This window comes from Mycobacterium sp. PS03-16 (assembly GCF_004570325.1).
In the GTDB taxonomy this organism is placed as follows: domain Bacteria; phylum Actinomycetota; class Actinomycetes; order Mycobacteriales; family Mycobacteriaceae; genus Mycobacterium.
Genome location: NZ_SPQO01000033.1, coordinates 24,165 through 51,143, shown reverse-complemented (window position 1 = coordinate 51,143; position 26,979 = coordinate 24,165). Strand labels below are relative to the sequence as shown.

27 protein-coding genes and 1 pseudogene are annotated in these 26,979 nt (G+C 71.1%); 14 read left to right on the top strand and 14 right to left on the bottom strand.

All coding sequences use genetic code 11. From position 1 onward, the window contains the following. A pseudogene (locus E4P42_RS21900) lies at window positions 1-768 on the top strand (hypothetical protein); the annotation flags it as partial. On the opposite strand, the gene E4P42_RS21895 reads toward E4P42_RS21900, so the two are convergent. Next, window positions 747-1,910, bottom strand: a complete 1,164-nt coding sequence (locus E4P42_RS21895) for a glycosyltransferase family 4 protein (RefSeq protein WP_135128211.1) — start codon at window positions 1,908-1,910, stop codon at window positions 747-749. The pseudogene E4P42_RS21900 and the gene E4P42_RS21895 overlap by 22 nt on opposite strands. Before the next feature lie 34 nt (window positions 1,911-1,944). Between E4P42_RS21895 and E4P42_RS21890 the strand changes: the two genes are divergently transcribed. The 5 genes from E4P42_RS21890 to E4P42_RS21870 all read left to right on the top strand — a co-directional run bounded on the left by E4P42_RS21890 (window position 1,945) and on the right by E4P42_RS21870 (window position 6,848). After that, window positions 1,945-2,739, top strand: a complete 795-nt coding sequence (locus E4P42_RS21890) for a bifunctional 2-polyprenyl-6-hydroxyphenol methylase/3-demethylubiquinol 3-O-methyltransferase UbiG (RefSeq protein ID WP_135128210.1) — start codon at window positions 1,945-1,947, stop codon at window positions 2,737-2,739. A 46-nt stretch (window positions 2,740-2,785) separates the two neighbouring features. Next, window positions 2,786-4,279 (top strand): aldehyde dehydrogenase, encoded by a 1,494-nt coding sequence (locus tag E4P42_RS21885; protein ID WP_135128209.1) that lies wholly within the window; start codon window positions 2,786-2,788, stop codon window positions 4,277-4,279. Between the two features lie 121 nt (window positions 4,280-4,400). Next, window positions 4,401-5,576 carry a phosphotransferase gene (locus E4P42_RS21880; protein WP_135128208.1) on the top strand — a complete coding sequence of 392 codons (1,176 nt, stop codon included), beginning with the start codon at window positions 4,401-4,403 and terminating at the stop codon, window positions 5,574-5,576. Between the two features lie 101 nt (window positions 5,577-5,677). Further along, a complete protein-coding gene (locus tag E4P42_RS21875) occupies window positions 5,678-5,929 on the top strand; it encodes a hypothetical protein (RefSeq protein WP_135128207.1) in 252 nt (83 codons plus the stop codon). Window positions 5,930-6,230: 301 nt separating this feature from the next. Continuing rightward, complete coding sequence (locus E4P42_RS21870) at window positions 6,231-6,848, top strand: TetR/AcrR family transcriptional regulator (RefSeq protein WP_245234164.1); 618 nt, start codon at window positions 6,231-6,233, stop codon at window positions 6,846-6,848. 5 nt (window positions 6,849-6,853) lie between these two features. On the opposite strand, the gene E4P42_RS21865 is transcribed toward E4P42_RS21870, so the two are convergent. Continuing rightward, window positions 6,854-7,375: a dihydrofolate reductase family protein gene (locus E4P42_RS21865; protein ID WP_135128206.1), complete on the bottom strand. Its 522-nt coding sequence runs from the start codon at window positions 7,373-7,375 to the stop codon at window positions 6,854-6,856. A gap of 1 nt (window position 7,376) precedes the next feature. Further along, a complete protein-coding gene (locus tag E4P42_RS21860) occupies window positions 7,377-8,285 on the bottom strand; it encodes a helix-turn-helix domain-containing protein (RefSeq protein WP_135128205.1) in 909 nt (302 codons plus the stop codon). A gap of 76 nt (window positions 8,286-8,361) precedes the next feature. On the opposite strand from E4P42_RS21860, the gene E4P42_RS21855 reads away from it, so the two are divergent. Further along, window positions 8,362-9,519 (top strand): acyl-CoA dehydrogenase family protein, encoded by a 1,158-nt coding sequence (locus E4P42_RS21855; protein ID WP_135128204.1) that lies wholly within the window; start codon window positions 8,362-8,364, stop codon window positions 9,517-9,519. Window positions 9,520-9,576: 57 nt separating this feature from the next. After that, window positions 9,577-10,527, top strand: a complete 951-nt coding sequence (locus E4P42_RS21850) for an acyl-CoA dehydrogenase family protein (RefSeq protein WP_135128214.1) — start codon at window positions 9,577-9,579, stop codon at window positions 10,525-10,527. Between the two features lie 10 nt (window positions 10,528-10,537). Here the strand turns inward: E4P42_RS21850 and E4P42_RS21845 are convergent, their stop codons facing one another. The 3 genes from E4P42_RS21845 to E4P42_RS21835 form a co-directional block, all read right to left on the bottom strand. Next, window positions 10,538-11,980: a S1C family serine protease gene (locus E4P42_RS21845; RefSeq protein WP_135128203.1), complete on the bottom strand. Its 1,443-nt coding sequence runs from the start codon at window positions 11,978-11,980 to the stop codon at window positions 10,538-10,540. Between the two features lie 89 nt (window positions 11,981-12,069). Next, window positions 12,070-12,912 carry an arylamine N-acetyltransferase gene (locus E4P42_RS21840; protein ID WP_135128202.1) on the bottom strand — a complete coding sequence of 281 codons (843 nt, stop codon included), beginning with the start codon at window positions 12,910-12,912 and terminating at the stop codon, window positions 12,070-12,072. 33 nt (window positions 12,913-12,945) lie between these two features. Continuing rightward, on the bottom strand, window positions 12,946-13,407 hold the full coding sequence (locus E4P42_RS21835; protein WP_135128200.1) for a Rieske (2Fe-2S) protein: 462 nt from the start codon (window positions 13,405-13,407) through the stop codon (window positions 12,946-12,948). A 105-nt stretch (window positions 13,408-13,512) separates the two neighbouring features. Between E4P42_RS21835 and E4P42_RS21830 the strand changes: the two genes are divergently transcribed. Both E4P42_RS21830 and E4P42_RS21825 read left to right on the top strand, forming a co-directional pair. After that, entirely contained in the window at window positions 13,513-13,707 is a 195-nt protein-coding gene (locus tag E4P42_RS21830; RefSeq protein ID WP_135128199.1) for a CsbD family protein, read from the top strand. 17 nt (window positions 13,708-13,724) lie between these two features. Continuing rightward, window positions 13,725-14,549, top strand: a complete 825-nt coding sequence (locus E4P42_RS21825; RefSeq protein ID WP_135128197.1) for a DUF1206 domain-containing protein — start codon at window positions 13,725-13,727, stop codon at window positions 14,547-14,549. Between the two features lies 1 nt (window position 14,550). On the opposite strand, the gene E4P42_RS21820 is transcribed toward E4P42_RS21825, so the two are convergent. The 5 genes from E4P42_RS21820 to E4P42_RS27070 form a co-directional block, all read right to left on the bottom strand. Then, on the bottom strand, window positions 14,551-14,808 hold the full coding sequence (locus E4P42_RS21820; RefSeq protein WP_135128195.1) for a hypothetical protein: 258 nt from the start codon (window positions 14,806-14,808) through the stop codon (window positions 14,551-14,553). Window positions 14,809-14,845: 37 nt separating this feature from the next. Then, window positions 14,846-15,460, bottom strand: coding sequence for a hypothetical protein (locus tag E4P42_RS21815; RefSeq protein ID WP_245234163.1), 615 nt, complete (start codon window positions 15,458-15,460; stop codon window positions 14,846-14,848). Further along, window positions 15,445-16,233: a crotonase/enoyl-CoA hydratase family protein gene (locus E4P42_RS21810; protein ID WP_135128194.1), complete on the bottom strand. Its 789-nt coding sequence runs from the start codon at window positions 16,231-16,233 to the stop codon at window positions 15,445-15,447. Before E4P42_RS21810 ends, E4P42_RS21815 begins: the two co-directional genes overlap by 16 nt. Before the next feature lie 21 nt (window positions 16,234-16,254). Beyond that, entirely contained in the window at window positions 16,255-17,232 is a 978-nt protein-coding gene (locus E4P42_RS21805; RefSeq protein ID WP_209305847.1) for a hypothetical protein, read from the bottom strand. A 118-nt stretch (window positions 17,233-17,350) separates the two neighbouring features. Continuing rightward, window positions 17,351-17,683: a hypothetical protein gene (locus tag E4P42_RS27070; RefSeq protein WP_167759572.1), complete on the bottom strand. Its 333-nt coding sequence runs from the start codon at window positions 17,681-17,683 to the stop codon at window positions 17,351-17,353. A 116-nt stretch (window positions 17,684-17,799) separates the two neighbouring features. Here E4P42_RS27070 and E4P42_RS21795 point away from each other — a divergent pair, with 116 nt between their 5' ends. Genes E4P42_RS21795 through E4P42_RS21785 form a run of 3 tightly spaced genes read left to right on the top strand, consistent with a single transcriptional unit; the run spans window position 17,800 to window position 21,455 of the window. Then, window positions 17,800-18,594, top strand: coding sequence for a 1-acyl-sn-glycerol-3-phosphate acyltransferase (locus E4P42_RS21795; RefSeq protein WP_135128192.1), 795 nt, complete (start codon window positions 17,800-17,802; stop codon window positions 18,592-18,594). A gap of 7 nt (window positions 18,595-18,601) precedes the next feature. After that, on the top strand, window positions 18,602-20,233 hold the full coding sequence (gene fadD12, locus E4P42_RS21790) for an acyl-CoA ligase FadD12 (RefSeq protein WP_135128190.1): 1,632 nt from the start codon (window positions 18,602-18,604) through the stop codon (window positions 20,231-20,233). Next, window positions 20,226-21,455: an alpha/beta hydrolase gene (locus E4P42_RS21785; RefSeq protein WP_135128189.1), complete on the top strand. Its 1,230-nt coding sequence runs from the start codon at window positions 20,226-20,228 to the stop codon at window positions 21,453-21,455. Before fadD12 ends, E4P42_RS21785 begins: the two co-directional genes overlap by 8 nt. 9 nt (window positions 21,456-21,464) lie before the next feature. On the opposite strand, the gene E4P42_RS21780 is transcribed toward E4P42_RS21785, so the two are convergent. Then, window positions 21,465-22,883, bottom strand: coding sequence for a wax ester/triacylglycerol synthase family O-acyltransferase (locus E4P42_RS21780; RefSeq protein ID WP_135128187.1), 1,419 nt, complete (start codon window positions 22,881-22,883; stop codon window positions 21,465-21,467). 31 nt (window positions 22,884-22,914) lie between these two features. Continuing rightward, the gene (locus E4P42_RS21775; RefSeq protein ID WP_135128185.1) at window positions 22,915-24,138 is read right to left on the bottom strand and encodes an alpha/beta hydrolase; all 1,224 of its coding nucleotides are present in this window, start codon (window positions 24,136-24,138) and stop codon (window positions 22,915-22,917) included. A 283-nt stretch (window positions 24,139-24,421) separates the two neighbouring features. Between E4P42_RS21775 and E4P42_RS21770 the strand changes: the two genes are divergently transcribed. Then, window positions 24,422-25,366, top strand: coding sequence for an alpha/beta hydrolase (locus E4P42_RS21770; protein ID WP_135128184.1), 945 nt, complete (start codon window positions 24,422-24,424; stop codon window positions 25,364-25,366). Here the strand turns inward: E4P42_RS21770 and E4P42_RS21765 are convergent. Next, on the bottom strand, window positions 25,363-26,895 hold the full coding sequence (locus E4P42_RS21765) for an APC family permease (RefSeq protein WP_135128182.1): 1,533 nt from the start codon (window positions 26,893-26,895) through the stop codon (window positions 25,363-25,365). The genes E4P42_RS21770 and E4P42_RS21765 overlap by 4 nt on opposite strands. Window positions 26,896-26,979: the final 84 nt, after the last annotated feature.

Here is a 26,979-nt window from a genome sequence, read left to right as displayed (position 1 = left end):
GCGATGGCGACCGGGCCGGGGCTGGCGGCGGTCGAGGCGCTGGTGCGCGCGGTGCCCGGCCTCGGTCTGCTGCGCGACGCGCAGAAGTGGGTGGCGCTGGCCATGCCGGGCTACGCGGTGGCCGGGGCGGGCGCGGTCCTCGCGCTGCGCTCACGCGTTCCCGCGGCGGCCACCGCGGCGGTGTGCTGCGCGGCCGTGGTCGCGGTGCTGCCCGATCTGGCGTTCGGCGTCGGCGGCCGGATGGTCGCGGTGCGCTACCCGGCCGGGTGGCCGGCGGCCGCGGCGGTCATCAACGCCGATCCGCGGCCGGTCGCGGTGCTGCCACCCGACAGCATGCGGCACTTCGCGTGGGCCGGGGACGCACCCGTGCTCGATCCGCTCCCGCGCTGGGTGCGTGCCGATGTGCTGAGCACGGGCGATCTCGTCATCGGCGGTGAGACCGTGCCCGGTGAGGGGGCGCGGGCCCGCGCGGTGCAGGATCTGCTGCTGCGCGGCGCCCCGCGTGCGGAACTGGCCGACGCCGGCGTCGGCTGGGTGGTCGTGGAGTCCGGTGGTGGCGCACTGGACTTGCCGGTCGCCTACCGCGACGCGGATCTGGTGGTCTACCGCGTCGGCGGCGACGCGCCGTCGTCGCCGCACCGCGGTCTGCTGATCGGGGCACACGTGGTGTGGCTGACGGCGCTGATGGGTGGCGCGCTGGGCGCCGCAGTGGCCGCGCTGCGCCGCCGCGCCGTGACGGAACGCGCTCAGACCAGGCCGCTGACGTAGCGCCCGTCGCGCATCGCGACGAACACCTCGTGCAGCGCGTCGGCGCTCTGCCGCCAGGAGAACTCATCGCTGCGGGCCTGGGCCTTGGCGCCCAGCTGCTCGCGCAGCACGCGGTCGGTGAGCAGGCGCTCGAGCCCGTCGGCCAGCCCGGCGGGGTCGTCGACGAGCAGGCCGGTGACGCCGTCGACGATGGAGTCGGTGAGGCCGCCGGAGGACCGGTAGCCGATGGTCGGGACGCCGTGCTGTCCGGCCTCGGTGACCGCCAGCCCCCAGCCCTCCTTGCGCGACGGCAACACGTGCACCCAGCTGTGCTGCAGGACGCGGTGTTTGGTGTCGTCGTCGACGTGCCCGTGGAAGGTGACCGCGTCGGTGATGCCGAGCCGCGCCGCGTGGTCGACCAGCCGGTCGTGCCACCAGCCGCCGCCGAGGACGTCGAGATGCAGGTCGGGCAGCCGGTCGCGCAGCGCGGCGACCGCGTCGAGCGCGTCCTCGATCTGCTTGTGCGGCACCAGCCGGGACAGCACCGCGATGCGCGGGGACGGCGAACGCGGTGCGGTGAGCGTGTGCGCCGGGGCCTCGTCGAGCCCGTTGCGCACCACCGCGATGCGGGCGCCGTCGACGCCGAGCTCGGTGAGGTCGCGGGCCGAGGGCAGCGACACCGTGACGTACTGGGCGCGGCGGTGCACCAGCGGCGACACCGCCGATTCGACGAACCAGCCGATCCGGCCCAGCACCGGACCGGCCACCGGCCACTGTTCGCGGTGGCAGTGGTGCACCAACACCGCGACCCGACGCCCGTAGACCAGCCGCGCGAGGAACGGCAGCCCGTTCTGGGTGTCGACCACCACGTCCGGCCGCACCCGCCGCAGCGGCCCGAGCCCGATGCGGGCCAGTGCCATCGCCAGCAGCGCCCAGATGTAGACCGTGTACCGGCCGCCGGACCGCGACACCTGCACGCCGTCGACCACCTCGTGTCGCGCCGCCCCGGCGTAGCGGGCGGTGCGCAGGGTGACCCGCACCCCGGACGCGGCCAGCTGCGCACCGATGCGCTGCAGATACATCTCGCTGCCACCGCCCTGCGGGTGCCCGGTGTCGCGCCAGCACAACAGCAGCACGGAACGGACGGGGGCGCGGACAGGCATCGGCGACAGCCTATCCGCTGCGTAGGGTGGCCCGGTGGCCGTCACCGACCTGTTCGCGCAGCGCGCGACGCTGGCCCGGTCGGTGCGCCTGCTCTCGGAGTTCCGGTTCGAACGAACCGATCCGGCGCGGTTCTACGGTGCGCTGGCCCACGACACCGCCGCGCTGGTCGCCGACCTGTGGCGGGCGCACACCGGCGGGGCTCCCGCCGGGCGGACGGTGCTCGACGTGGGCGGCGGCCCGGGCTTCTTCGCCGCGGCGTTCGCCCAGCACGGCATGGACTACGTCGGCGTCGAGCCGGATCCGCGCGAGGCGCACGCCGGAGCCGCGCTGGCGGCGGCATCCGACGACCACCCGGCCGGTGCCGGCGCCGAGGGCGGACGCTACGTGCGCGCCTCGGGCACCGCGCTGCCCTTCGCCGACGGCAGCGTCGACGTCTGCCTGTCGTCCAACGTCGCCGAACACGTCCCCGACCCGTGGCGGCTGGGCAACGAGATGCTGCGGGTGACCCGGCCGGGCGGGCTGGTGGTGCTGTCCTACACGGTGTGGCTGGGTCCGTTCGGCGGTCACGAGATGGGGCTGACGCACTATCTCGGCGGCGCCCGGGCGGCCGAGCGCTACGCCCGCCGGCACGGCCACCGGCCCAAGAACGACTACGGCTCGTCACTGTTCGCGGTGTCCGCCCGCGCCGGCCTCGAGTGGGGCCGCAGCACCGGCCGCCTGCTCGCGGCTTTCCCCCGCTACCACCCGCGATGGGCGTGGTGGACGGTGCGCGCACCGGGGCTGCGCGAGTTCGCGGTGAGCAATCTGGTGCTGGTCCTACGGCCCTGACTGCAACAGGTTCTCGTTTCGCCGAATCCTCGGTAGTGTGACGCTCATGACACAGACTGTGGAGACGTCAGGGCAAGAGACCACCCACAAGACAGAGTGGGACAAGCTGTTCATCGGCGGTCGGTGGACCGAGCCGTCGACCGGTGACGTCATCGAGGTGTTCTCCCCGGCGACCGGCGAGAAGGTCGGCCAGGTGCCGCTGGCCGCGGCGGCGGACGTCGACGCCGCCTGCGCCGCCGCCCGCAAGGCCTTCGACGAAGGTCCGTGGCCGCGGATGTCGCCGCAGGAACGCGCGGCGGTGCTCGGTGCCGCGGTCAAGCTCATGGAGGAGCGCGGCGACGAGCTGAAGTACCTGCTCACCGCCGAGACCGGCCAGCCCGCGACGATCGTCGACATGATGCAGTACGGCGCGGCCATGGCGGCCTTCGGCTACTACGCGGGCGCGGCCGACAAGTTCACCTGGAGCGACATCCGCGACGGCATCTACGGCCAGACCCTGGTCACGCGGGAGCCGATCGGTGTGGTCGGGGCGATCACCGCGTGGAACGTGCCGTTCTTCCTGGCCGCCAACAAGCTCGGCCCGGCACTGCTGGCCGGCTGCACCGTGGTGCTCAAGCCGGCCGCGGAGACCCCGCTGTCGGTGTTCGCGATGGCGCAGATGTTCGCCGAGGCCGGCCTGCCCGAGGGCGTGCTGTCGGTGGTGCCCGGCGGTCCGGAGACCGGGCGCGCGCTGACCGCCAACCCGCAGATCGACAAGTTCACGTTCACCGGGAGCTCCGCGGTCGGCAAGGAGATCGGCAAGCTCGCGGCCGAGAAGCTCAAGCCGTGCACGCTCGAGCTGGGCGGGAAGTCGGCGGCCATCGTGCTCGAGGACGCCGACCTCGATTCGACGCTGCCGATGCTCGCGTTCTCCGGGGTGATGAACTCCGGTCAGGCCTGTGTCGCGCAGACCCGGATCCTCGCACCGCGGTCGCGCTACGACGAGGTCGTCGAGAAACTGGCCAACTTCGTCTCGGCCATGCCGGTCGGCCTGCCCGACGACCCCAACGCCGCGATCGGCCCGCTGATCAGCGAGAAGCAGCGCGAACGCGTCGAGGGCTACATCAAGAAGGGCACCGAGGAGGGGGCCCGGGTGGTCACCGGCGGCGGCCGCCCCGAGGGTCTGGACAGCGGCTGGTTCGTCCAGCCCACGGTGTTCGCGGACGTCGACAACTCCATGACCATCGCGCAGGAGGAGATCTTCGGCCCGGTGCTCGCGGTGATCCCCTACGACACCGAGGAGGACGCGATCCGCATCGCCAACGACTCGGTCTACGGGCTCGCGGGCAGCGTGTGGACCACCGACAACCGCAAGGCGCTCGAGGTGGCGAGCAAGATCCGCACCGGCACCTACGCGGTGAACATGTACGCATTCGATCCGGGGGCGCCGTTCGGCGGCTACAAGAACTCCGGCATCGGACGCGAGAACGGCCCGGAGGGCATCGAGCAGTACTGCCAGGCCAAGAGCACGCTGCTGCCCTTCGGCTACACCCCCGAGTAACCCGCGACGCCGCCGAGGAGGCTCCCGCACCACCACGTGCGGGAGCCTTCGCGCGCTCCGATGAGAGCGGTCTCATCTGCGCCTCATCACGATCTCCTCGGCGCCCACGACGCTGACAGCGGTGTACCCACCCTCCCCCGTGTACGCCGATCCCGCCCTGTCGCTGCTCCTTGGGCCCGCCGCCGCCGAGCTGCTGCGCGCCGCCGTCGACCCGCACGGGTTGACGCTGACCGCGGTCCGTCCGCTCGACGTGACGGTCCCACCGGCCGGCGGCGCGATCGTGCAGTACGACGGCGAGCTGGGCGGCCACCGCGGACGCCTGGTGGCCGTCGCCGGTGCGGGCATCCCGCCCGGAGCCACCGTCGTCTCCGGCGAGTTCGCGGACGCACCGGTGGAGGTGGGGGTGTGGCTGTGGCCGCACGACCCGGCGCTCCCCGCGCTGGCCGAGCTCGCCGACCCGCGCCGTGCGGCGAAGGCACTGCGCCGCCTCGGCCTGTCCATTGGGGGCGACGTGACGGTCGCGGTGCGGGCGTACCGGCCGGGCCGGCGCGCGGTCCTGGAAGTGCGGGATGTGCCGCGACGGTCGTTCGTCAAGGTGGTGCGCCCCGCCGCGGTCGCCGAACTGTCCGCCCGCCACGAACTGCTGCACCGCCACGCCCCGGTACCGCCGGTGCTGGCGGCGGCGTCGACCGGGGCGGTCGTGCTACCGCCCGCACCGGGCCGGCCGCTACGCACGGTCCTGCGCGACGGCGACCGCCCGCCGCCACCGGATGTCCTCGAGCGGCTGCTCGACGACCTGCCCGCCGACCTGCTGCGGCTGCCGCCGGCGCGGGGTGTCCTGCAGCGGGTTCCGGACAGCGCGGCGGTGCTGCGCCGCACGTTCGGTGACGATCCGCTGCTCGCCGACGTGGTGGCGGAGCTGGCGTCGGCGGCGCCCGAGGCAGGGCCGGTGGCGCCGGTGCACGGCGATTTCTACGAGGCCCAACTGCTCGTCGACGACCGAGCGGTGACCGGACTCCTCGACGTCGACTCCGCCGGTCCCGGTGAACGCGCCGACGAGTGGGCGACGCTGCTGGGTCACCTGTCGGTGGCGGGCCGCACCCACCGCGGCGCCGCGGCGTTCGGCGCCGACGTACTGGCCCACCTCGGGGACCGCCTCGACTGCGGCGATCTGCGCCGACGGGTCGGTGCGGTGGTCCTCGGGCTGGCCACCGGACCGTTCCGCAGCCGGCGTCCGGGCTGGGAGTCGGAGACCGCGGCGCGAATCGCGCTGGCGCGGGAGTGGATCGGTACATGAGAGAGGCCTCATGGACGACTCCCGCAGGCCTCATGGTGCGGCGAGACCGTAGAGATGTCCGACAGGGACACCGAGAGAACAACAGATCAGGAGGAAGCCAGATGAATCGTTCGGCCACATGGAAAGTCGTCACCGTCGGAGTCGCGATGACCGGACTCGGACTGGTCGGTGCGGGCACCGCCGCCGCGGCCACCGCGGCACCAGAACCCGCCGCGGTGACGAGCTCGATGCCGATGTCCTTCGACTGGCCGCACGCCGACATCGACTTCGACGCGCCCGGCCACATCGTCGCGATGGACGACGACACCTACTGGGACGACACGCCGTGGGACGACACGCCGTGGGACGACTGACGGCGTTGGTGCGGCGCTCGCCCCGGGTCCGCCGGGGCGGGCGCCGTCCTCATTATGGGTCAACCCATAGTCGCACGCGAGTCGGGGGTCGATATCGGTGTCGTTGTGCGGATTGCACCCGTGTTCTATGCTTTCTGTCATAATCTACGGAGGCAGCCGTGTGGATGGTCGAGGTCAACATCGCCAGGTGGCGGTTCGTCTCGTACCTGCCGGGACGGCGCCGCCTGACCCTTTCCCCACGCGGCGTCTCCTCAGCGGCCGGCGCCGCAGCGCCCACCGACCGCCGCCTGACCGGGATGCCATGACCACGACGCGCAACCCGCGCGGGTCCACCCGCACCAACATGCTGATCAGCGCCGCGGAGGTGCTGCAGGAACGCGGCGCCGCCGGGGTCACCATCGACGAGGTGCTGCACCGCAGCGGTGCTCCGCGCGGCAGCGTGTATTACCACTTCCCCGACGGCCGGGATCAGATCGTCTTCGAGGCACTGCAGTACGCCGGGCAGTCCATCACGTCGGTGATCGACGAGGCGGCCACCAAGGGCGGTCTGCACCTGGTGCACCGCTTCGTCGAGTTCTGGGAGAACGCGCTCACCGGCAGCGATTACACCGCGGGCTGTCCGGTCGCCGGCGCGGCGATCGGTTCCGGGGAGTCCGAACCGCAGCTCACCACCGTCGCGGGCACCATCTTCGAGCACTGGCGGGTGGCGTTGACCCGCGCCTTCGTGATCGACGGATGCGAGGACGCCGAGGCCGCCTCATTGGCCATCACCTGCATCGCCGCCCTGGAGGGCGCCGTGGTGCTGTGCCGGGCCGCCCGCCACCTCGACCCGTTGCACCAGGTGCACACCCAGCTCGAATTCCTCTGCAAATCGCGCGAATTCATCCGCCGCTTCGGGGTGCCCACCGCCGGCCAGTGAGCCGGTCAGGCCTTGCGCCAGCGGGCACAGAGGAATTCGCGGTTCACCCCGGAGTCGGCCAGCCGCCACTCCGACCGGATCGGCAGCACCCGCGACCCCGCGCCCAGTGAGCAGGGCGCGTAGCTGACGACGATCTCGTCGATCAGGTTGGCGGCGACGAACTGTGCGGCGATGTCACCGCCGCCGACCACCCACACGTCCTTACCGTCGGCCGCGGCCACCAGCGTGGGGTGCAGGTCGGTGACCGCCCCGTCGAACGTCTGCACCGGGTGGGCGGCGTCGACGATGTGGGGGCGGTGGGTCATCACCCACGTCGGCTGGGTGTACATCCACTCGCCGGAATGGTTCTTCTTGATCCACTCGTAGGTGGCCGAACCCATCACCAGCGCGCCGATGGTCGCGATGAACTCGCCGTAGTTGAACGGCCCGCTCTCGTCGATGTCGCGGGTGACCAGCCAGTCCAGGCTGTCGTTCTCGTCGACGATGTAGCCGTCGAGGCTCGATGCGGTGTAGTACACGGTTGCCATGTCACTGTCCTCTCATCCACTCCAGCGGGTCGCCGCGGTGGGTGGCCACCCCCAGCTCCGCGAGCATGGTGCGCACCAGCGCCCGGCGGTGCGCCGAGTAGGTGAGCACGTGCGCGACGATCCCGTACAGCTGGAACGACTCCGGCGGCTCGCAGAGCGCGTCGATCACGGTGTCGCCCATTCGGCCCGTCGACGCGTACTCGGATACCAGTGCCGCCCAGTGCTTTCCGACGCGCTCGTGGCGGGCGGTCAGGTCGGCGACGGTGGCCGCGGCGGGGCGCTCGGGGAAGTCGCGGCCCTCGATGGTGGCCAGCCACACCTCTTTGGTCCACACCAGCGCCGACAGCACGGCGCGCACGCTCGGTTCGGGCCCGTCCCAGTCGAGCACGGTCTGCCCGGGCACCAATTCGGCGGTCCACTGCTCGTCGGTCAGCGCGCGGGCCGCGCCGAGCAGGTAGGCGGTGTCGGAAACGTCGTGGGCGACCATGAACTGGCTCACATCGGGCTCCTTCCCGGTGCCGTCGCCGTCCAGCCACAGGGACTGCGGCGGGTGGAAGTGCAGCCCGTTGGGCGCAGGCACCCGGAAGCCGACGTCGGCGGCCTGCGACGGTGGCACGCCGAAGGTCCGCCGGAACGCCCGGGAGAACACCTCGGGTGACGACCAGCCCTCGGCGGCGGCCACCGCGGCGACGGCCTCACCCCGCTGCAGCCGCCAGGCCGCGCGTTCGAGCATGATCCGACGGCGCAGCGCCGCCGGCGGCTCACCGGTCAGCCGGCGCACCTCGCGGGAGAAGTGGAACTCCGAGGCGTAGCTGCTGCGGGCCATGTCCCCCACGTCGGCGTTGTCGGCGTCGACGACCGCGTCGAGCAACTCGCGCAGCCGGTCGCGGCGTGTCGGTGGCTGGCTCACCCGACTCAGTATGGTCGCCGGGCCCGGTCGGGGACATGACGATTCCTGCTGTCCGGGGTCATTACACTTCGCCGCAGTGGCTGAATTCGAGGCGCTGTGCGCCAACGATGCGGACCTGGCGGCGCTGCGTTCCTCGGTCCGGGAATTCCTGCGCGCCGACCGCGCCCGGTACGGGTGGCGGCCGCAGGTGGACTGCTGGCTGGCGGCGTGGGATCCGGAGTTCAGCGCGCGGTTGGCGGCGGCGGGTTTCGTGGGGTTGACGATCCCGACCGAGTACGGCGGTCACGGGCTGGGCTATCTACACCGCTACGTCGTCACCGAGGAGTTGCTCGCGCACGGCGCGCCGGTGGCCGCCCACTGGATCGCCGACCGGCAGGTGGCGCCCGCCCTGCTGGCCTACGGCTCCGAGGAGCAGCGTCGGCGGATCCTGCCGCTTATCGCCGAGGGCAGGCTGTACTCGGCGATCGGCATGAGCGAACACGGGGCGGGGTCGGATCTGGCGGCCGCAGCGACGCGCGCGACGCGGGTCGACGGGGGCTGGCGGATCGACGGTACGAAGGTGTGGACCAGCGGTGCGCACGTGGCCGATCAGATCGTGGTGCTGGCCAGGACCAGCCCGGCCGACCCGGAACACCGCCACGCCGGGTTCAGCCAGTTCATCGTCCGCACCGACACGCCGGGGGTGACCATCGACCCGATCGTGTTGATGAACGGTGAGCACCATTTCAACGAGGTGCTGTTCGACGGCGCCGTCGTCGGCGACGACGACGTCCTCGGCACGATCGGGGAGGGCTGGCACCAGGTCACCGCCGAGCTGGCGTTCGAGCGCAGCGGGCCGGAACGCATCCTGTCGACCGCGACGCTGGTGTTCGAGGCCGTCGCCGCGCTCGGCCGCGCCGGCGTCGACGACCGCACCGCCGCCCAGGTGGGTGACTTGATGGCGCGCATGGTCTCGCTGCGACAGCTGTCGATCTCGGTCGCCCGGGACCTGACGGCGGGCCGCGACGCGAACGCCCGGGCAGCACTCGTCAAGGATCTGGGCACGCGGTTCGAGCAGGAGTCGGTCGAGATCGTCGCCGATCTGCTGGCGTTGCTCGACGAGGACGCGCCGCAGGCCGAACGGTTGCGCGGCCTGCTGGCCACGGCACGTATACACGCGCCGATGTTCACGCTGCGCGGCGGGACGAACGAGGTGCTGCGCGGGGTGGTCGCGCGCGCCCTGGGGGTGCGGTAAGTGGACGAATTACGGGATCTGGTCGACGACCTCGCGCGGCGGTCCTACGACGCGCGGATGGGGCGGCGCACCCGTCCGGAGACGTTCGACGCCGACCTGTGGCGCAACTTGGAGAACACCGGGCTGAGCCGGCTGAGCAGCAGCGGGGACGCCGGACCCGCCGAGGCGGCGGTGGTGCTGGCCGGGCTGGCGCGCCGGGCCGCGGCGGTGCCGCTGGCCGAGACCGATCTGCTCGGGGCGTGGTTGGCCGGGGTGGCCGGACTGGAGATCGCGCCGTCGGGTCCGCTGACCGTCGCGTCGGGGACCACGGTGGTGCGCGACGGCCGGGTGGTCGGTGCCGCGCGCGACGTGCCGTGGCCACGCGAGGCCACGGTGGTGCTGGCCGCGCGCGCCGCCGACGCGCTGTACGCGACGGTGCTGCCGGGCCCCGCCATCGAGGACCGGCACACGCTGGCGGGGGAACCGCGCGGTGACGTCACCATCGACGTGGCCCAATCCGATTGTGTGCGGTTGGATCTCGCAGTGGCCGAGGAGCTGGCGCGGCGCGGCGCCTGGGCGCGGTGCGTGCAGACCGTGGGGTGTTTTGACGCGGCCGCCGAACTCACCGTCGCCCACACCCGCGACCGGGTGCAGTTCGGCCGTCCACTGAGCCGGTTTCAGGCCGTCCAGCATGCGCTGGCCGCCATGTCGGGCGAGATCGAACGCGCCAGGGCCACCACGGATCTGGCCGTCGCCGCCGCCGTCGACCACGGATTCGGCTCGGCGGCAGCACGTTACGCGGTCGCGGTGGCGAAGGTGACGGTGGGCCGGGCGGTCGAGCCGGTCACCACCATCGCCCACCAGTTGCACGGGGCGATCGGGGTGACCGCCGAACATCCGCTGTGGCTGGCGACCATGCGGGCCCGCGGCTGGGTCGACGACTTCGGCTCCCCCACCCACCACGCCCGCGCGCTGGGCCGGCTGGCGCTGGCCGCCGACGATCCGTGGGATGTGCTCGTCGGCCCGTGATCAGCCGCCGTCAGCAGGACCGCACGCCCTCACCGGTGCAGTTCTTCGCCGTCGGCTCACCCGCTTCCGGGGTGACGGTCAGCGTCATGGGTTCGCCTTCGCGCAGCACCTCGACCGGGGCCTCCCGGCCGATCGTCAGCTGACGGACCGCGACGATGAACGAGTCGAGGTCGGCGACGGCGCGGTCGCCGACTGTGACCACCACGTCGTCCGTCCGGATCCCGGCGCGCGCCGCGGGGCCGTCGTCGTCGACGGCGCCGACCTTCGCCCCGGCCGCCGCCTCGTCGCCGGCCGATTGCGCCTCGAGGCCGATCGTCGGGTGGGCGATGACACCGTCGCGCATCAGCGTTCCGACCACGTGGGCGACCTCGTTGACCGGGATCGCGAAGCCCAGGCCGCTGGCGCTGCCCGACAGTGACTTGCCCGCGGTGTTGATGCCGATCACTTCGGCGTTCATGTTGATCAGCGGCCCACCGGAGTTGCCCTGGTTGATCGAGGCGTCGGTCTGGACCGCGGCGATCACCGTCGGGGTCTCGGCGTCGTCGGCCGACAGGCGCACGGCGCGGTCCAGCGCGCTGATGATGCCCTGGGTGTCGGTGCTGCGCAGACCCAGCGGGGCGCCGGCCGCGATCACCTCCTGACCGACCCGCAGGTTGTCGGAGTTGCCGAGTCGCGCCACGGTCAGGTTGTCGACGTTGCTGACCTTGAGCACCGCGAGGTCCGTGACGGGATCCCGCCCGATCAGGCGAGCCGGCACGGTGTGCCCGTCGGCGAAGATCACCGACAGCGCAAACTTGTCGAAATCCCTTGCCGCCTCGGCGATGACGTGGTTGTTGGTGACGACGTACCCGCGGCCGTCGACCACCACTCCGGACCCCTGGGCGCCCTCCTGCTCGCTGACCGCCTCGATGGTGACGACCGAGTCCGCCACGGCCTGGGCGACTCTGGTGAACCGGCCTTCCGGCAGATCCTCGACGTCGGTGGTGGACAGGCGCACCTTCGGCGTGGCGAAGGCCTCGACGATGGATGCGGTCCGGCCGCCCATCCATCCGCCGAGCAGGCCGACGGCGAGTGCCATCACCAGCAGCAGGATCAGCGCCGGGACCGACACCTGACCGCTGAACAGCAGTTCCCGCAGGGTGAGCTTGTGGCGCGGTCGCGGCGGCGCTGACGAGGTCGCTGCCGCGGGCGCCGCCGCGGCGACCGGCGGTGGCGGCCAGGATTCGGCGGTGCCGACGGCGTCGTCGTCGCGGGTGTCGACCTCCTCGCGCCCGAACACCTCCGCCAGTACCCGGTCCGGCGACTGATTCGTCGGGGCGTGGTCACCGTCGTCGCGGCGGCGCTCAGGGCCGGCGAACGCCCCCGAGACGCCCTCGGGGCGGCCGAACCCGCGCTGGACGGCCGGGTCGATCGCTCGACCGGGATCGGCGCCGTGCGGGTCGTGCTCTCTCACGCGGGGGTCCTCTCGCCCGTGGCGACGCCGCGCGGGTCGCCGCTACGAGGCACATTACCGGCGACCGGCCGACTCATCCGGGGCGTGAGTCAGCGGTCGAGCACCTCGTGCACGCGCTTCTCGACGTCCCCGAGATCACCGAGGTCGGTGAGGTCGATGCCGAACCGCCCGGCCAGGGTGTCGAGGACCTGCGCGGCGCTGTCCAGCCGGACCCGTTCGGTGCCGTCGGCGCGGTGCGCGGCCAGGTTGCGGCCGCGCAGGTTCCACCGGGTGTCGTCGGTGACCAGCGCCGCGGTCAGCCCGGTGACGAACGGTGAGCGGGGATGGGTGGAGACGTACCAGCTGCCCACCTCGAGGTCGACGAGCGGCTGCGGGCGCCCGGTGAACAGGTAGAGCGGCTGCCAGTCCCCACGGACGAGCGCCTCGAGGACGAACCCCTCGCCGCGGTCGCGGATCCGGTACGGCTCGTGGCGGGTGGGCTGTTCGACGCCCGGGGTGAACCGGATCGGCGAGGTCAGCGTCTGCCCGCCGAATCCGACGTCGACCAGCCACGGGGTGTCCTCACCCGGCACGGTCACCGCGAGTAGCTGATGGGTCTGGGCGGGCAGCGCGTCGGTGGTGTGCATCCACACGACCCGGCCGGCCAGCCGGTCGACGCCGAATCCCAACTCTGCCAGCACGTGACCCATCAGCCCGTTGTGCTCATAGCAGTAGCCGCCGCGTCGGCGCGCCACGAGCTTGTCGAACAGGGCCGGTGCGCTGAGGTCGGCCACCGGGGTGCCGAGGAGCGGGTCGAGGTTCTCGAACGGAATCGAGCGGTTGTGCGCGGCGACCAGCGCGCTCAGCGTGGCGACGGTCGGGCCGACCGGGCCGCGGTGGCCGATGCGGTCCAGGTACGCCGGGACATCCAGCCGATCGAAGGTGGCGGTCATGGGTCCATGGTGGAACCTCGAGTTCGGTTGAGGTCAAGCGGTCTCGTCGAGGTAGATGGCGCCGTCGCGGAGGTGCACGGGAAAGCTGCGCAGCGTCACGGTCCGGCCGATCAGGCGGACCATCGCCGAATACGGCCGGAAGCCGAAGATGCGGCCTTTCGGGCCCTCGAGCATCGTCCCGTCCCGCACGTCATACCGGGCCCGGTGCCAGGGACATTCGAGACAGCCCTGCGGGGTGACGCGGCCCCGGCCGAGGTGGGCGAACTGGTGCCGGCAGATGTTGTCGACCGCGAACGGGGTGCCGTCCGGGGTGACGCCGACGGCCAGGACACCGTGGCGGGCGGTGCGGACCTCCCGGACACCGCGCTCGTCGAGGTCATCGACCCGGATGAGCAAGGCGCCCTCGGCCACCGCGGGGTTGTCGGCGGTGACCGGGGGGAACGGGCTACCCGTGTCGACGCCGCGTTCGTGCGGTTCGTTGCGTAAGCGGAACATGCGCTTGCGGTTCCCCCGCGCTGCGGTGCGAAACCGCGGCGGTGGTTACGGCCCGAAACGGGTAACCCCCCACCACGCCATGCTTGTCGAGCGAAGGAGTCCACCATGAGTGTCGCCGCGAAGGCCCGCAACAAGATCCAGCAGTTGCAGGGCCGGATGAGGACCGCCGCCGGTCACGCCGCGGGGGACCCGGCCATGCGCACCCGGGGCCGCAACGACGAGCGGATGGCCCACTTGAGAGACGCCGGCGAGAAGGTCAAGGACGCATTCCGTCCGCGTCGCCGGCCGCGCCGGTACTGATCACCAGTCGACCCTCGGTGCTCGGTGCGACCGACCCGGCGGGTGCGGTCCGCAGCGCCACCAACCACCGGGGGGCGCGTGCCGCCGCGCGCGGCGGCTATCTCATCAACGGTGTCCTGCACCTGTTGATCGCCTATCTGATCTTCCGGGTCGCCATCGGTTCCGGGCACGGTGACACCGACCAGTCCGGCGCGCTGTCGACGCTCGCCGAGACGCGGGGCGGATTCCTGGCCCTGTGGGCGGTCGCGGTGGCGCTGGTGCCGCTGACGCTGTGGCGGATCGCCGAGACCGTGCTGGGGCTGCATCCCAGCGAGCACCATGACCCGGACCCCGAGGACTTCCGGATGGTCAACCGCCTCAAGGCGCTCGGGCTCGCGGTGGTGTACGCCGCGGTCGCCGCCATGGCGGTGCAGTTCGCGCTGGGCAGCCGGTACTCGGCGGCCACCCGGAGCATGGGCCTGAGCGCATGGCTGATGCGGACGCCGGAGGGAAAGGCGGCGCTCGCCGGCATCGGCGTCGGGGTCATCGCGATCGGCGGGTACTTCGCGTTCAAGGGGGCGTCGCGCCGGTTCCGGGAGGATCTGACCATCTCCGGCGGCCGCCTGCTCACCGTGCTCGGCGCCTGCGGGCACATCGCCGAGGGCCTGGTGCTCGCCGGCGCCGGTGTGCTGGTGGTGATCGCCTCGATCCGGGCGGATCCGTCCAAGGCCACCGGGCTCGACGGTGCGGTGAAAGCCCTGCAGCAGGCGCCGTTCGGCAGCGTGCTGATCGGCGTGGCCGCCGCGGGTTTCGCCGCGTACGGCCTCTACAGCTTCGCGCTCACCCGCTACGCGCGGATGTGAACTACGGCGTCGACGCGCCTGAGGTGACCTGACCGTTGTGGTCGGCGCTGCCGTCGGCGCGGTGTGCGCCGGGGGTTTCGGGGAGTTCGTGACGCCCACCGCCGGACTGGCGTCGGCGCACCAGCCACACCACACCGGCGACCGCCGCCCCCGCGGTGAGCACGAGCGTCGGCCACATCAGCAGCTGCGCCAACCACAGCCGCCGCTGGTACTTCATGACGCGTTGCTGGGCGTGCCGGAGCCGGGTCACCGTGTCCATGCCGTCACTGTGCCCACGAGCGGCGACCGGAAAACACTCAGGCGGCGTCGATGATCGTGGTGGTGACGGCGACGATCTGCGGGGTCTCGGGGGCGGAGGCGAAGCCGAACGTGACCGGCGGCCGCAGCGGTGTCAGCCCGCCGAGGTCGGTGCCGCGGTAGCGACCCGCCACCGCGGTCACCATCCGGGAGCGGCGCACGCCGTAGTACTCGCGGCGGCCGTTGCCCGCGGTGCCCGCGGTGTGCACCCCGGCGACCATCTTCGCCGCGATCGGGTCGATGGCCCGCAACCACCACGGTGTGGTCGCCAGCCGGGCCGGCACCACGCGCAGCAACCGGTCCAGCGGTGCGGGCCCGCCGATGCCGACGGTCACGTCGAGTGCGGTGCTGTGTACGACGAGCCGGTCACCGGTCAGCGTCGCGTCGACCGACCCGACCTCGATGTGGTCGAAGTGGTAGGTGGTGGAGACGAAGTCGGCCACCTCCGCGGTGGGGGCGAGCAGGACGCGCTGTTCGTCGGGTTGCTGCACCATCACGTCGGTGAACGCGCCGAACGGCGAGTCATGCCAGCTCCCGACCACCAACCGGATCCCGGCCGTGGTCCCGAAGCCGGCGATGTGGCCGGTGAAGACGTGTCTCAGCTGCCGGTCCATCGCGGGGGCCGCTTCTCGGCGAAGGCGGTCGCGCCCTCGATGGCGTCCTTGCTGGCGAACACCGGCATGAGGATCTTCAGCTGTTCGGCGAACTGGTTCTCCGGTGTCCAGCCCCGCGACTCGACGATGACCCGCTTGGTGGCCGCCACCGCCAGCGGTCCGTTCGCGGTGATCCGCTCGGCCAGCGCGATGGCCGCGTCGAGTGCGCCGCCGGGTTCGGCCAGCACGTTCACCAACCCCAGCTCGTGGGCCCGTTCGGCGGGCAGGTTGTCACCGGTCAACGCGAGTTCCATGGCGATCGCGTACGGGATGCGCTGCGGCAGCCGCAGCAGCCCGCCGCCCCCAGCCACCAGGCCCCGCTTCACCTCGGGGATGCCGAACGCCGATTCGCGGGAGGCCACGATGAGGTCGGTGGCCAGCGCCAGCTCGGTCCCACCGGCGAGCGCATAGCCTTCGACGGCCGCGATGAGCGGTTTGACGGGCGGACGCTCGGTGAAGCCGAGGCCGCGCCCCTCGATGTCGACGCGCTCCCCGCGGGCGAACGCCTTGAGATCCATCCCCGCACAGAACGATCCGCCGGCCCCGGTGAGGACGCCGACCGACAGGCCGGCGTCCTCATCGAGGCGGTCCATGGCATCGGCCAGCCCGCGGCTCACCGCGGCGTCCACCGCGTTCTTGGCCCTGGGCCGGTTGATCGTGATGACGAGGATGCGGTCGCGCTGCTCGACGAGGACGACGTCCTCTGTGTTCGCTTCGTTGCTCACGCGGCCGATGCTAGCCCGGACGTGGCTGGATCAGTCGGTGCCGCCGCCGTTCTCGGTGCCGTTGCCCTGTCCGCGGTTGTCGTCACCGTCGTTGTCGCCGCCGCCGTTGTCGGTGGTGTCATCGCTTTCTGCATCGTCGTCGCCCGCTCCCGCTGCGGCGCCCGCGGCGTCCTCGTCGCCGCCGGTCTCACCGTCGGAGTTCAGGCTGTTGCGCTGACGGGTGTCCGACTCGTCGGCCGCCTCCTCATCGCCCGCGTCGTCACCCGCATCGCGGGTGGTGCGCAGGAGGTCCTCGGCGGCCTCCTCGTCGTCGGTGCCTCCCGTGACGATGCCCGGGGTGTCGCGGTAGCGGATCCCGATGTCGAAGGCGCCGACGGTGTAGTCGCCGGTGTTGAAGAACCCGATGTTGCCGACGCCCTCGTTGCCGATGCCGAAGTTGAACGAGCCGGTGTTGTAGAAGCCGACGTTGTAGGACCCGCGGTTGCCGACACCGAAGTTGCGTTCCCCGCCCTCGTTGTCGAAGCCGACGTTGAAGTCGCCGGTGTTGTCGCCGCCGATGTTGAAGTCACCGGTGTTGTCGTAACCGATGTTGAAATCGCCGTCGTTTCCGGTGCCGATGTTGAAGTCACCGGTGTTCGCACCACCGATGTTCGCGGTGCCGGTGTTGTTGGCGCCGGCGTTGAACGCACCCTCGTTGCCGTAACCGAGGTTGGGGGTGCCGGTCAGCAGGCTCAGCTGCAGACCCGGCCGGCCCTCGGTGGGCAGCAGGTCGTCGACCTCGGGCAGCGCGAGTTGCGCCTCGACGAGCGGGTCGGGTGCCGGCGCGATGAACGCGGCCGGGACCGCAGGCGCGGGCGCCGGTTCGGCCGGGATCACCGCGGCCATCGGCGCGACCGCGTCGCGGGCCACCGATGTGGGCTCGGCAGGCTGGGCGGTGCCGCCGGCCAGGATGCCGGCACCGGCCATCGAGACACCGGCGATCAGATAGGAACGGACGGAGACCTTCATTGACACTCCTGGGTTCGGTGGTGCACACGGGCGGTTGATGATCGAGCTGTAACCGCGATTCGTGTCACACCCACCCATGGAGTGCTGACGTAATCCTTACGTGTTTCTCAGCCCGCTGTCAGGGTCGGCCGCGTGACGGCGTCTGGTAGGCCACGCCGTGGCGCAGCGGGGTGTTGGCCTGCGCGGCCGTCGATTCCTGCACCGGCGATCCGCTCGGGGTCTGGGTCGCGCCCGGGGCGTTGGTCTGATCGCCGCCGGACGGCTCCGCGCCGTGGCGGAGTTCTTTGAGCCGGGCGTGCAGCACCTCGAGCACCGGGATGCGGTTGCCGTGCGCGGTCTCGTGGTCGAACAGCATCTGCAGCTGCGACTCGTCCAGGGAGCGGATGCGGTGCCGCACGTCGGGCAGTGTGAGTTGGTCGTAGTCGGCCAGCGGGAGTTCGTCGTGAGCCATGAGCGTGGGGTGCCCGCCGCGGCATCGCACAAACCGCACCGGGCGGCGGTGTCCCCGGCGCGCGAGGTGGGTACCATGAAAACTAGAACACGTTGCAATTCGACCCAGGGGGGACCGTGCCGCCGTCAGAGATCGCGAAATGGGACCCGGTCTTCACCGAACGCGTGATCAGCGTGCTGCGGCCGCTGATCAAGGGTTACCACCGCGCCGAGATGCGGGGCCTGGAGACGTTCCCCGCCGCGGGCGGGGCCCTGGTGGTGTCCAACCACTCCGGCGGGCTGTTCGCGATGGACGTCCCGGTGTTCGCGACGGGCTTCTACGAGAAGTTCGGCTATGACCGGCCGGTGTTCACGCTGTCGCACGACCTGCTGATGACCGGCCCCACCGCGGACTTCTTCATCAAGACGGGGTTCATCCGCGCCAACCACGACAACGCCGACGAGGCGCTGCGCTCGGGCGGCGTGGTGGTGGTCTTCCCCGGCGGCGACTACGACGTCTACCGGCCCACGCTCGCCGAAGCCAAGATCGACTTCGGCGGTCGCACCGGCTACGTCCGCGCCGCACTCAACGCGGGCGTGCCGATCGTGCCCACGGTCTCGATCGGCGGTCAGGAGAGCCAGTTCTACCTCACCCGCGGCGAATGGCTGGCCAAGGCGATCCGGCTGGACAAACTGCTGCGGGCCAAGATCCTGCCGATCAGCTTCGGCTTCCCGTTCGGGCTGTCCGCGGTGCTGCCGGTGAACGTGCCGCTGCCCACCAAGATCGTCACCCAGGTGCTGCCGCCGATCGACGTGGTCGCCGAGTTCGGCGAGGATCCCGACATCGACGAGGTCGACGCGCACGTCCGCCACGTCATGCAGCGCGCCCTCGACGAGCTCGCCGCCGACCGCCGTTTCCCGGTGCTGGGCTGACCGGCCGATGGAACTGACCGACCGCCTCACCGGCGCGCTCGGCCTGGTCGCCACGATGCGCCGGGCCCGGCTCATCGCCCCGATGCGCCCGGACCGGTACCTCCGGATCGCCGCGGCGATGCGCCGGGAGAACATGGGCATCACCTCCGGGTTCGCCAGCGCCGCGCAGCGCTGCCCGGACGCGCCGGGCCTGACCGACGAGCTCGGCACGCTGACGTGGCGGGAGATCGACCAGCGCAGCGACGCCCTCGCCGCGGGGCTGCAGGCGCTGCCCGGCGGGCAACCGGCCGTGCTCGGCATCATGGCGCGCAACCACCGCGGGTTCGTGGAATCGCTGATCGCCGCCAACCGCATCGGGGCCGACGTGCTGCTGCTCAACACCTCCTTCGCCGGCCCGGCGCTGGCCGAGGTCGTGGACCGCGAGGCCGTGGACGCGGTGATCTACGACGACGAGTTCACCGACACTGTCGCCCGCGCCACCGCGGGCCGCGACACCTCCCGCATCGTCGCCTGGACCGAGGAACCGCACGACGGGCTGACGGTCGAGGGGCTGATCGGCGAGTACACCGGGCGGGCGCCGCGCCGCGCGTCGGCGAAGTCAAGGGTCATCCTGCTCACCTCCGGCACCACCGGAACCCCGAAGGGCGCCAGCCACTCCGGCGGCGGACCCGAGATCCTCGGCGCGATCCTGCGGCGTACCCCGTGGCGGGCCGAGGAGCCGGTGGTGATCGCGGCGCCGATGTTCCACGCCTGGGGGTTCTCACAGCTCGCGTTCGCGGCATCGCTGGCCTGCCCGATCATCACGCGGCGCAGATTCGATCCGGAGGCCACGCTGGCCATGGTCGACGAGCACCGCGCCACCGGGCTGATCGTGGTGCCGGTGATGTTCGACCGGATCATGGAACTGCCCGACGACGTCCGGGCCCGCTACCGCGGCCGCTCCCTGCGCTTCGCCGCCGCCTCCGGGTCCCGGATGCGCCCGGACGTCGTGACCGCGTTCATGGACCAGTTCGGCGACGTCATCTACAACAACTACAACGCCACCGAGGCCGGCATGATCGCCACCGCCACACCCGCCGATCTGCGCGCCGCCCCGGACACCGCGGGAAAGCCGGCCGAGGGCACCGAGATCCGCATTCTCGACCCGCAGCTGCGCGACCTGCCTGCCGGCCGGACCGGCAGCATCTACGTGCGCAACTCCTCGCAGTTCGACGGCTACACCTCGGGGTCGACGAAGGACTTCCACGAGGGGTTCATGGCCTCGGGCGACGTCGGCTACCTCGACGCGGACGGACGGCTGTTCGTGGTCGGCCGCGACGACGAGATGATCGTCTCCGGCGGCGAGAACGTCTACCCGATCGAGGTGGAGAAGACGCTGGCCGCGCACCCGCAGGTCGCCGAGGCGTCGGTCATCGGCGTCGACGACGCGCAGTACGGGCAGCGGCTGGCGGCGTTCGTGGTTTTGACCCCGGGCGCATCGGCTACCCCCGAGGAACTGAAACAGCACGTCCGAGAGAACCTGGCGAATTACAAAGTGCCCCGAGACATCACCGTGCTCGACGAGATCCCGCGCAACAGCACCGGCAAGATCGTCCGCCGCGAACTGCAGGAGCGCGCAGCCGGGTCGGGCGATGCCTAGACCGCAACCGCTGCTCACCGCGGCCGCCGAACTGCTCAACGCCGCCAACGGCGTTCAGCCGCTGGGCCGCCAGGGCTACATCACGCTGCCGACGTTCGCGTTCGGCTGGCCCACCTCCGAACTCGCCCCGCTGTATCTGACCGGGTCGGTGCTGGACACCGCGCGGCGCGCCTGGCGCGGCCACTTCACCGGCACCGGCGGCCGGATCGCGCTGGCGCTCAAGGCGATCACCTGGGTGCTGCTGGTGGTGATCCAGCGCCGCAACGTGCGATCCGAACCGCATTTCGACGCGGGTCTGCGCGAGACGCTGGGTGAGGAGTACGCGTCGGTGGCGCGGACGTCACAGCCCGCCGACAAGGCCCGCAAGCGCGCCGGCGTCTTCGGCACCGGCTGGTCGCGGCGGCGCTACGTCGAAAAGGCGGGCACCGTGCGCTACGGCCCGCACCGCGCCAACACCGCCGACATCTGGCGGCGTGGGGATCTGCCGCGTGACGGCAGGGCACCGGTGCTGTTGCAGGTGCCGGGCGGGGCGTGGGCGATCGGTATGCGGCGGCCGCAGGCCTATCCCCTGCTCAGCCACATGTCCGAGCGCGGCTGGATCTGCGTGTCGATCGGCTACCGGATCAGCCCGCGCCACACCTGGCCCGCCCACATCGTCGACGTGAAGCGCGCGCTGGCCTGGATCCGCGAGAACATCGCCGACTACGGCGGGGACCCGGATTTCGTCGCGATCACGGGCGGATCGGCCGGCGGCCACCTCGCCGCGCTCGCGGCGCTGACCCCCAACGACCCGCAGTGGCAACCGGGTTTCGCCGATGCGGACACCTCGGTGGTCGCGGCGGTCCCGGTGTACGGCCGCTACGACTGGTACACCACCGAGGGCAGCGGCCGGCCGCAGTTCATCGGGTTTCTGCAGAAGTTCGTGGTCAAGAAGTCGTTTCTGGGCCACCGGCGCGACTACCTCGAGGCGTCCCCGCTGACCAAGCTCCGGCCTGACGCCCCACCGTTTTTCGTGCTGCACGGCACGGACGACTCGATCATCCCGGTGCCCGAGGGCCGGGAGTTCGTCGAGGAGCTGCGCAAGGTGTCCAAGGCACCGGTGGCGTACTCGGAGATCCCGCACGCGCAGCACGCGTTCGACTTCTTCGGCTCGCCGCGCGGGCATTACACGGCCGAGGCGATCGAGCGGTTCCTGTCCTGGGTACACGCCCGCCGCGGCTGACCGGAACGCCTAGGGCGCCATCGCGGACTCGATGACCGTCAATTCCTCCGAAAGCCCTGCCGCGCGGCGGATCTCGACGAACGCCTCGACCATCGCGGTGGTCAGCTCGTGCGGGTCGTCGAGGGTGGCGCCGTCGGAGAGCACGGAGATGTTGAGCTGGTCGACGTAGCTCCACACGGTGATGTTGAGCCCGCTGCCCGTGGTCAGCGGTCCGACGGAGTAGATCTCGGTGACCAGGGCGCCGCCGACCCGTCCCGGTTCACGGGGTCCGGGCACGTTGGAGATGGGCAGGTTGAGGACCTTGTTCTGGCCGTCCTTGTCGGCCAGCCATCGGAACAGCGCCTTGGCGGGGGCGGGCGGGAAGTACGCCGACCACCGGCTGACCAGTTCCGGACCGATCAGGTGGTGGCTCTCCTTGGCCGACGCGGCTGCGTTGTGACATTCGGTCACCCGCTGCAGGGGGTCGTCGACGTGCACGGGCAGGCACACCAGCACGCCGGTGAACATGTTGCCCGAGATGCGGTCCGGGTCGAAGTTGAAGCTCACCGGCACCGAGGCCAGCAGCGGGTGGTCGGCGTGACCGTCGTAGCGCATCAGCAGGGTGCGCAGCGCGCCGGCGGAGATCGCCAGCACCATGTCGTTGATGGTCGCGCCGAGCTGCTTGCCGGTCTGTTTGATGTCGGCGAGAGCCAGGGTGGCGGTGGCGAACTTGCGCACCGCGTCCACGCGGTGGTTCATGAACGTCGGCGGCGGGGTGAACGGGCGGGTCAGCTCCGGCGAGAGCTTGCGGCTGCTGCGGCGTACCCGCTGCAGCCCCTGCGCGGTGTAGCGCCAGTTGGCCGGGAGCCGGCCGATCTGGCGCAGGTGGTCGCGAAACGCGGTGCGCACCAGCTCATTTCGGCCCGGCGCCGGATCGGTGGCGTAGGAGTCGCGGTCGCGCTGCGGGCCCGGCTGCAGGTCCATCCCGCGGGCCATCAGGTTGGCCGAGGCCACTCCGTCGGCCAGCGCATGGTGGATCTTGCCGAGCACGGCGATCCGTCCGCCGGCGAGGCCTTCGATGAAGTACATCTCCCACAGTGGGCGGCTGCGGTCCAGCGGCGTGCTGGCGATCCGGCCCACCGCCTCGTCGAGTTGCCTTCGGCCGCCGGGGCTTTCGACCCGGTAGGGGCGGATGTGGTAGTCGAGGTCGACTTCGCAGTTCTCCCGCCACATCGGGTGGTGGAACTGGAACGGGATGTCGACCAGTTCATAGCGGAACGGGTCGAGCTTGTAGAGGCGGCCGTGGATGACCTGGCGGAACTCGTCGATGCGGAACGTGCGGCCCCCGAGATCGTCGAGTTCGATGACCGCCAGCTTGAGCGTGTGCATGTGCACGGTCGGCGTCTCGGTGTACAGCAGGACGGCGTCCCACCCGCTGAGCCGTTTCACGTCGGCGACTCCTCCCCAGTGTCGGAGGCGTCTATATAACCTCGCGTGCGCCGACGAGCGTCCGATTTCGGTGGATCTGGTTGAGGAACAGTCCCACGGCCGTGGCCATCGACTTCGTCCGCGCCCCGTCCATCATGTCAAAGGCGTGACCGGCGCCGGGCAGTTCCATGTAGCGCACCGGGGAGCGCGACACCGCGCCGAGGCGGTCGACGAAGTCGCGGGCCTGCTGCACCGGGATCACCGAGTCACCGCTGCCGTGCACCACCAAAAACGGCGGGGCCGCCGCATGCACCCGGGCGATCGGCGAGGCCTTGCGGAAGACCTCCGGGTGGCGGGACGTCTTCCGGTTGACGACGACCTTCTCGAGGAAGTCCATGAACCGCGCGCGTTCGACGGTGGAGCGGTCCTCCCAGTCGTAGCGGCCGTAGAGGCCGACGACGGCGTCGACGGTGGTGTCCGACCCGTCGGGAAGCTCGGCCTGCAATTCGGGATCGTTGCCGGTGAGACCCGCCAGTGCGGCGAGGTGGCCGCCGGCGGAACCACCCGAGATCGCGACGAAGTTGCGGTCACCGCCGAACCGGTCGACGTTGGCCCGCGCCCAGGCGATCGCGGTCTTGACGTCGACGAGGTGGGCGGGCCACCGGTGATGCGGGGCGACCCGGTAGTCGATGGACAGGCAGACCCAGCCGAGGGAGGCCAGGTGCGACATCATCGCGTAGCCCTGCAGCATCCGGCTGCCGTGGATCCACGCGCCGCCGGGCACGAAGATCAGCACGGGCGCCGGTTCGGTGGGCAGGTTCTTGGGCCGCCACACATCGAGGAGCTGGGACGGGAGTGGGCCGTAGCGCACCGAGGTGCGGTACACGCTGCGGCGGTGTTCGCGCATGCTCCACAGCGGCGGGGTGCGCTCGGGCGCCGGCCACTCGATGTCGAGGTCCCGATCGGGCACGAACCCGCGCAGCGCCTCGGCGGAGACGGCGTGGGTCTGGTCGCGTTCCCGGCGCTTCACCTCGGCGATACCCGGGGTGAACACGGAACGGGCGGTCTGGGCGAAGAAATCGGGGGCGATGCGCGCCCCGAAGACGCCCATCGCGGTGGCGACACCCAGCGGTTCGAGGTGTTTGCCGATGACCGGCAGCGACGCCGTCGCCACGCTTGCGGCCAGGAGGTAATCGGTGGGACCGGCCTCCATCATCCACCGGGCACGTGTCCACATGGTCGGTCCGGGGTACCGGATATCCGGTCGTACCGTCATGGCGCGACTGTACCCCCGCAGCCAGACCTCAAACGACAAGATCGGGGAGTTGTCTACCCAGATATTTTCGTCGGCGATAGTGAACTGGATCACCACCGCGCTGACCCGCAGGTTCCGGCCGGGCGGCGACATGCCAGCCGTCGAAAATCGCGGGAAATCCGTTGTGCCCCCTTGTGCCGAAGTTCGCGTCGTCTTCGCCGAGACTGCCGGGAGACCACGATCCGGGCGCCGAACCCGATCTCACCGCAGTCTCGGCGGCGGGGCCGTCGGTAATACTGATCCGATGCCGGACACCCCGACGTCGTCGCGCACCCCCCACCCCCACGTCTTCCATCCCGACCTGCGCAAGGTCGCCCGCTACATCCCCAGGCAGGCGGTCACGCCGGTCACGCTGCCGATCATGCGGCTGGTCACGCGGATGATGGGTAAGCGAACCCCCGACGACATCGAGGAGCTCACGCTGGGTTCCGGGGTGACGGTGCGGTGGCACCGGCCCGTCGGGGCGACCCTCCCGGCCCCGGCACTGCTGTGGATCCACGGCGGCGGGTACGTGATCGGCACCGCGGCCCAGGACGACGAACTGTGCCGCCGGTTCAGCCGGGAACTCGGCATCAGCGTGGTGTCGGTGGATTACCGCCTCGCTCCGGAACACCCCTACCCAGCGCCGCTGGAGGACTGCTATTCGGCGCTGACGTGGCTGGCCGCCCTGCCCTCGGTCGACGCGCAGCGCGTCGCGATCGGCGGAGCCAGCGCCGGCGGCGGACTGGCCGCCGCGCTCGCGTTGCTCGCCCGCGACCGCGCCGAGGTGACACCGGCCGCCCAGGTGCTGGTCTACCCGATGCTCGACGACCGCACGGTGGAGCGGGACGGCCTGGACCATCCCGGCCACCGGCTGTGGAATCAGGCGAGCAACCGCTACGGGTGGTCGGCTTACCTGGGCGACGCCGACCGCGACGTCGCGGTGCCCGCCCGCCGGGCGGATCTGGCCAGCTTACCGCCGGCCTGGATGGGCGTGGGCACCCTGGACCTGTTCCACGACGAGGACCTGGCGTATGCCGAACGGCTGCGGGCCGCGGGCGTGCCGTGCGACGTCGAGGTGGTCCAGGGCGCCTTCCACGGTTTCGACGGGATCGTACCGAAAGCCGATGTGTCGCTGGACTTCTTCCGTAGCCAGTGCGACACGTTGCGGCAGGCGTTCACCCGCGGACCGCTGGTGTCGGACCGCTAGTCCCGAACCTCGCTGTCCTCGAACACGATCCGGCCGATCAGGTCGTAACGCCGGGCGTCGCGGAACTTGAAGTACAGCGCCAGGGCCGCACCGATCACGAACAGCGTCACCACGATCCACGGTGTCAGCTTGAACAGCAGGGTGCCCGACGCGGTTCCCGCCGCGGACTCCTTGTGTTCCCACAGCAGGTACACCACATACAGCATGCCCACCCCGCCCATCAGCGGCGCGAGGAACGTCTTGAACCAGTGGGCGCTCGACGGATGGTTCTTGTGGAAGTGGAAGTACGCGATGACCGCGAACGCGCACAGCGACTGGACGATCAGGATCGCCATGGTGCCCAGGATCGCGAGCAGCGTGTACATGTGCACGTAGGGGTCCATGCCCGCGATCAGGAAGGCCAGGATGATCACCAGCGTGATCCCGCTCTGCACGAACGACGCGATGTGCGGCGAGCCGTGCGTGGGGTGCGTGGCGCCGAGCGTCTTCTGCAGACCCGAGGACAGGCCTTCACGCCCCAGCGCGTACAGGTAGCGCGACGCGCAGTTGTGGAACGCCATACCGCAGGCGAACGATCCGGTCACCAGCAGGACGTTGAACAACGTGATCGCCCACTCGCCGTAGTACGAGCGCACAGGTCCGAAGAAGATCTCCGAAGAGGTGCCGGCATCCTGGGCCAACTCGATGGCCTGCGACGGTCCGGTGCCGGCGATCGCCATCCAGGAGACGAAGACGTAGAACAGGCCGACGCCGAGCACCGCGATCATCGTGGCGCGCGGGATGATCCGCTTCGGGTCGCGGGACTCCTCGCCGTACATCGCGGTCGACTCGAACCCGACCCACGACCAGAAGGCGAAGAACAGGCCGAGTCCGGCACTGGCGCCTGCGACGGCCGCCGGGGTGAACGCGCCGATCGGGTTGAGGATCTCGCCCACCGCGAAGCCGTCCGGGCCACCGCCGTTGACCAGCACCGCGACCGCGCCGAGGCCGAGCATGACGATTTCGGTGACCAGGAAGACGCCGAGCACCTTGGCGGTGAGGTTGACGTCGAAGTAGGTCAGGATCGCGTTGAGCGCCAGCATGAGCAGCGCGGGGATGACCCAGTGGATCGTCACCCCGAACTGCGAGCTGAGGAAGTTCTGGAAGAAGAACGAGAAGATGCCGATCAGCGAGGCCTCGAACACCACGTACGCCATGGTGATCAGCAGGCCGCTGGCCATCCCGACCACGCGGCCGAGGCCGTGCGAGATGTAGCCGTAGAACGCACCGGTGGCGGTGATGTGCTTGGCCATGGTGGCGTAGCCGATGGCGAACAGGCCGAGCACCACGGTGGCGACGATGTAGCCGGCCGGCGCGTGCGAACCGTTTCCGAAGCCGACGGCGATGGGTACGTTGCCGACCATTGCGGTGATGGGGGCGGCGGTGGCGACCGCCATGAAGATGACGCCGATGGTGCCGACGGCGTTCCGCTTCAAGCGTTGCACGTCATGACCAGGCGTTTTCTGCGGAGTAACGGCTTGTTCCGTCATCTACGGGGTGCCTTCCTGATACGGGCGAGGGGGCCGGTGTGGCCTGGGCCACAAACTGACCGCTAGGTATATTGGCACTACCAA

Coding starts and splice junctions, on each gene's coding strand:
- E4P42_RS21805 (WP_209305847.1), bottom strand. CDS start 17,232: ATGAAGGTCTCCGTCCGTTCCTATCTGATCGCCGGTGTCTCGATGGCC.
- E4P42_RS21830 (WP_135128199.1), top strand. CDS start 13,513: ATGAGTGTCGCCGCGAAGGCCCGCAACAAGATCCAGCAGTTGCAGGGC.
- E4P42_RS21770 (WP_135128184.1), top strand. CDS start 24,422: ATGCCGGACACCCCGACGTCGTCGCGCACCCCCCACCCCCACGTCTTC.
- E4P42_RS21865 (WP_135128206.1), bottom strand. CDS start 7,375: ATGGCAACCGTGTACTACACCGCATCGAGCCTCGACGGCTACATCGTC.
- E4P42_RS21835 (WP_135128200.1), bottom strand. CDS start 13,407: ATGTTCCGCTTACGCAACGAACCGCACGAACGCGGCGTCGACACGGGT.
- E4P42_RS21870 (WP_245234164.1), top strand. CDS start 6,231: ATGACCACGACGCGCAACCCGCGCGGGTCCACCCGCACCAACATGCTG.
- E4P42_RS21765 (WP_135128182.1), bottom strand. CDS start 26,895: ATGACGGAACAAGCCGTTACTCCGCAGAAAACGCCTGGTCATGACGTG.
- E4P42_RS21875 (WP_135128207.1), top strand. CDS start 5,678: ATGAATCGTTCGGCCACATGGAAAGTCGTCACCGTCGGAGTCGCGATG.
- E4P42_RS21815 (WP_245234163.1), bottom strand. CDS start 15,460: ATGGACCGGCAGCTGAGACACGTCTTCACCGGCCACATCGCCGGCTTC.
- E4P42_RS21885 (WP_135128209.1), top strand. CDS start 2,786: ATGACACAGACTGTGGAGACGTCAGGGCAAGAGACCACCCACAAGACA.
- E4P42_RS21820 (WP_135128195.1), bottom strand. CDS start 14,808: ATGGACACGGTGACCCGGCTCCGGCACGCCCAGCAACGCGTCATGAAG.
- E4P42_RS21785 (WP_135128189.1), top strand. CDS start 20,226: ATGCCTAGACCGCAACCGCTGCTCACCGCGGCCGCCGAACTGCTCAAC.
- E4P42_RS21775 (WP_135128185.1), bottom strand. CDS start 24,138: ATGACGGTACGACCGGATATCCGGTACCCCGGACCGACCATGTGGACA.
- E4P42_RS21850 (WP_135128214.1), top strand. CDS start 9,577: ATGGGGCGGCGCACCCGTCCGGAGACGTTCGACGCCGACCTGTGGCGC.
- E4P42_RS21895 (WP_135128211.1), bottom strand. CDS start 1,910: ATGCCTGTCCGCGCCCCCGTCCGTTCCGTGCTGCTGTTGTGCTGGCGC.
- E4P42_RS27070 (WP_167759572.1), bottom strand. CDS start 17,683: ATGGCTCACGACGAACTCCCGCTGGCCGACTACGACCAACTCACACTG.
- fadD12 (WP_135128190.1), top strand. CDS start 18,602: ATGGAACTGACCGACCGCCTCACCGGCGCGCTCGGCCTGGTCGCCACG.
- E4P42_RS21840 (WP_135128202.1), bottom strand. CDS start 12,912: ATGACCGCCACCTTCGATCGGCTGGATGTCCCGGCGTACCTGGACCGC.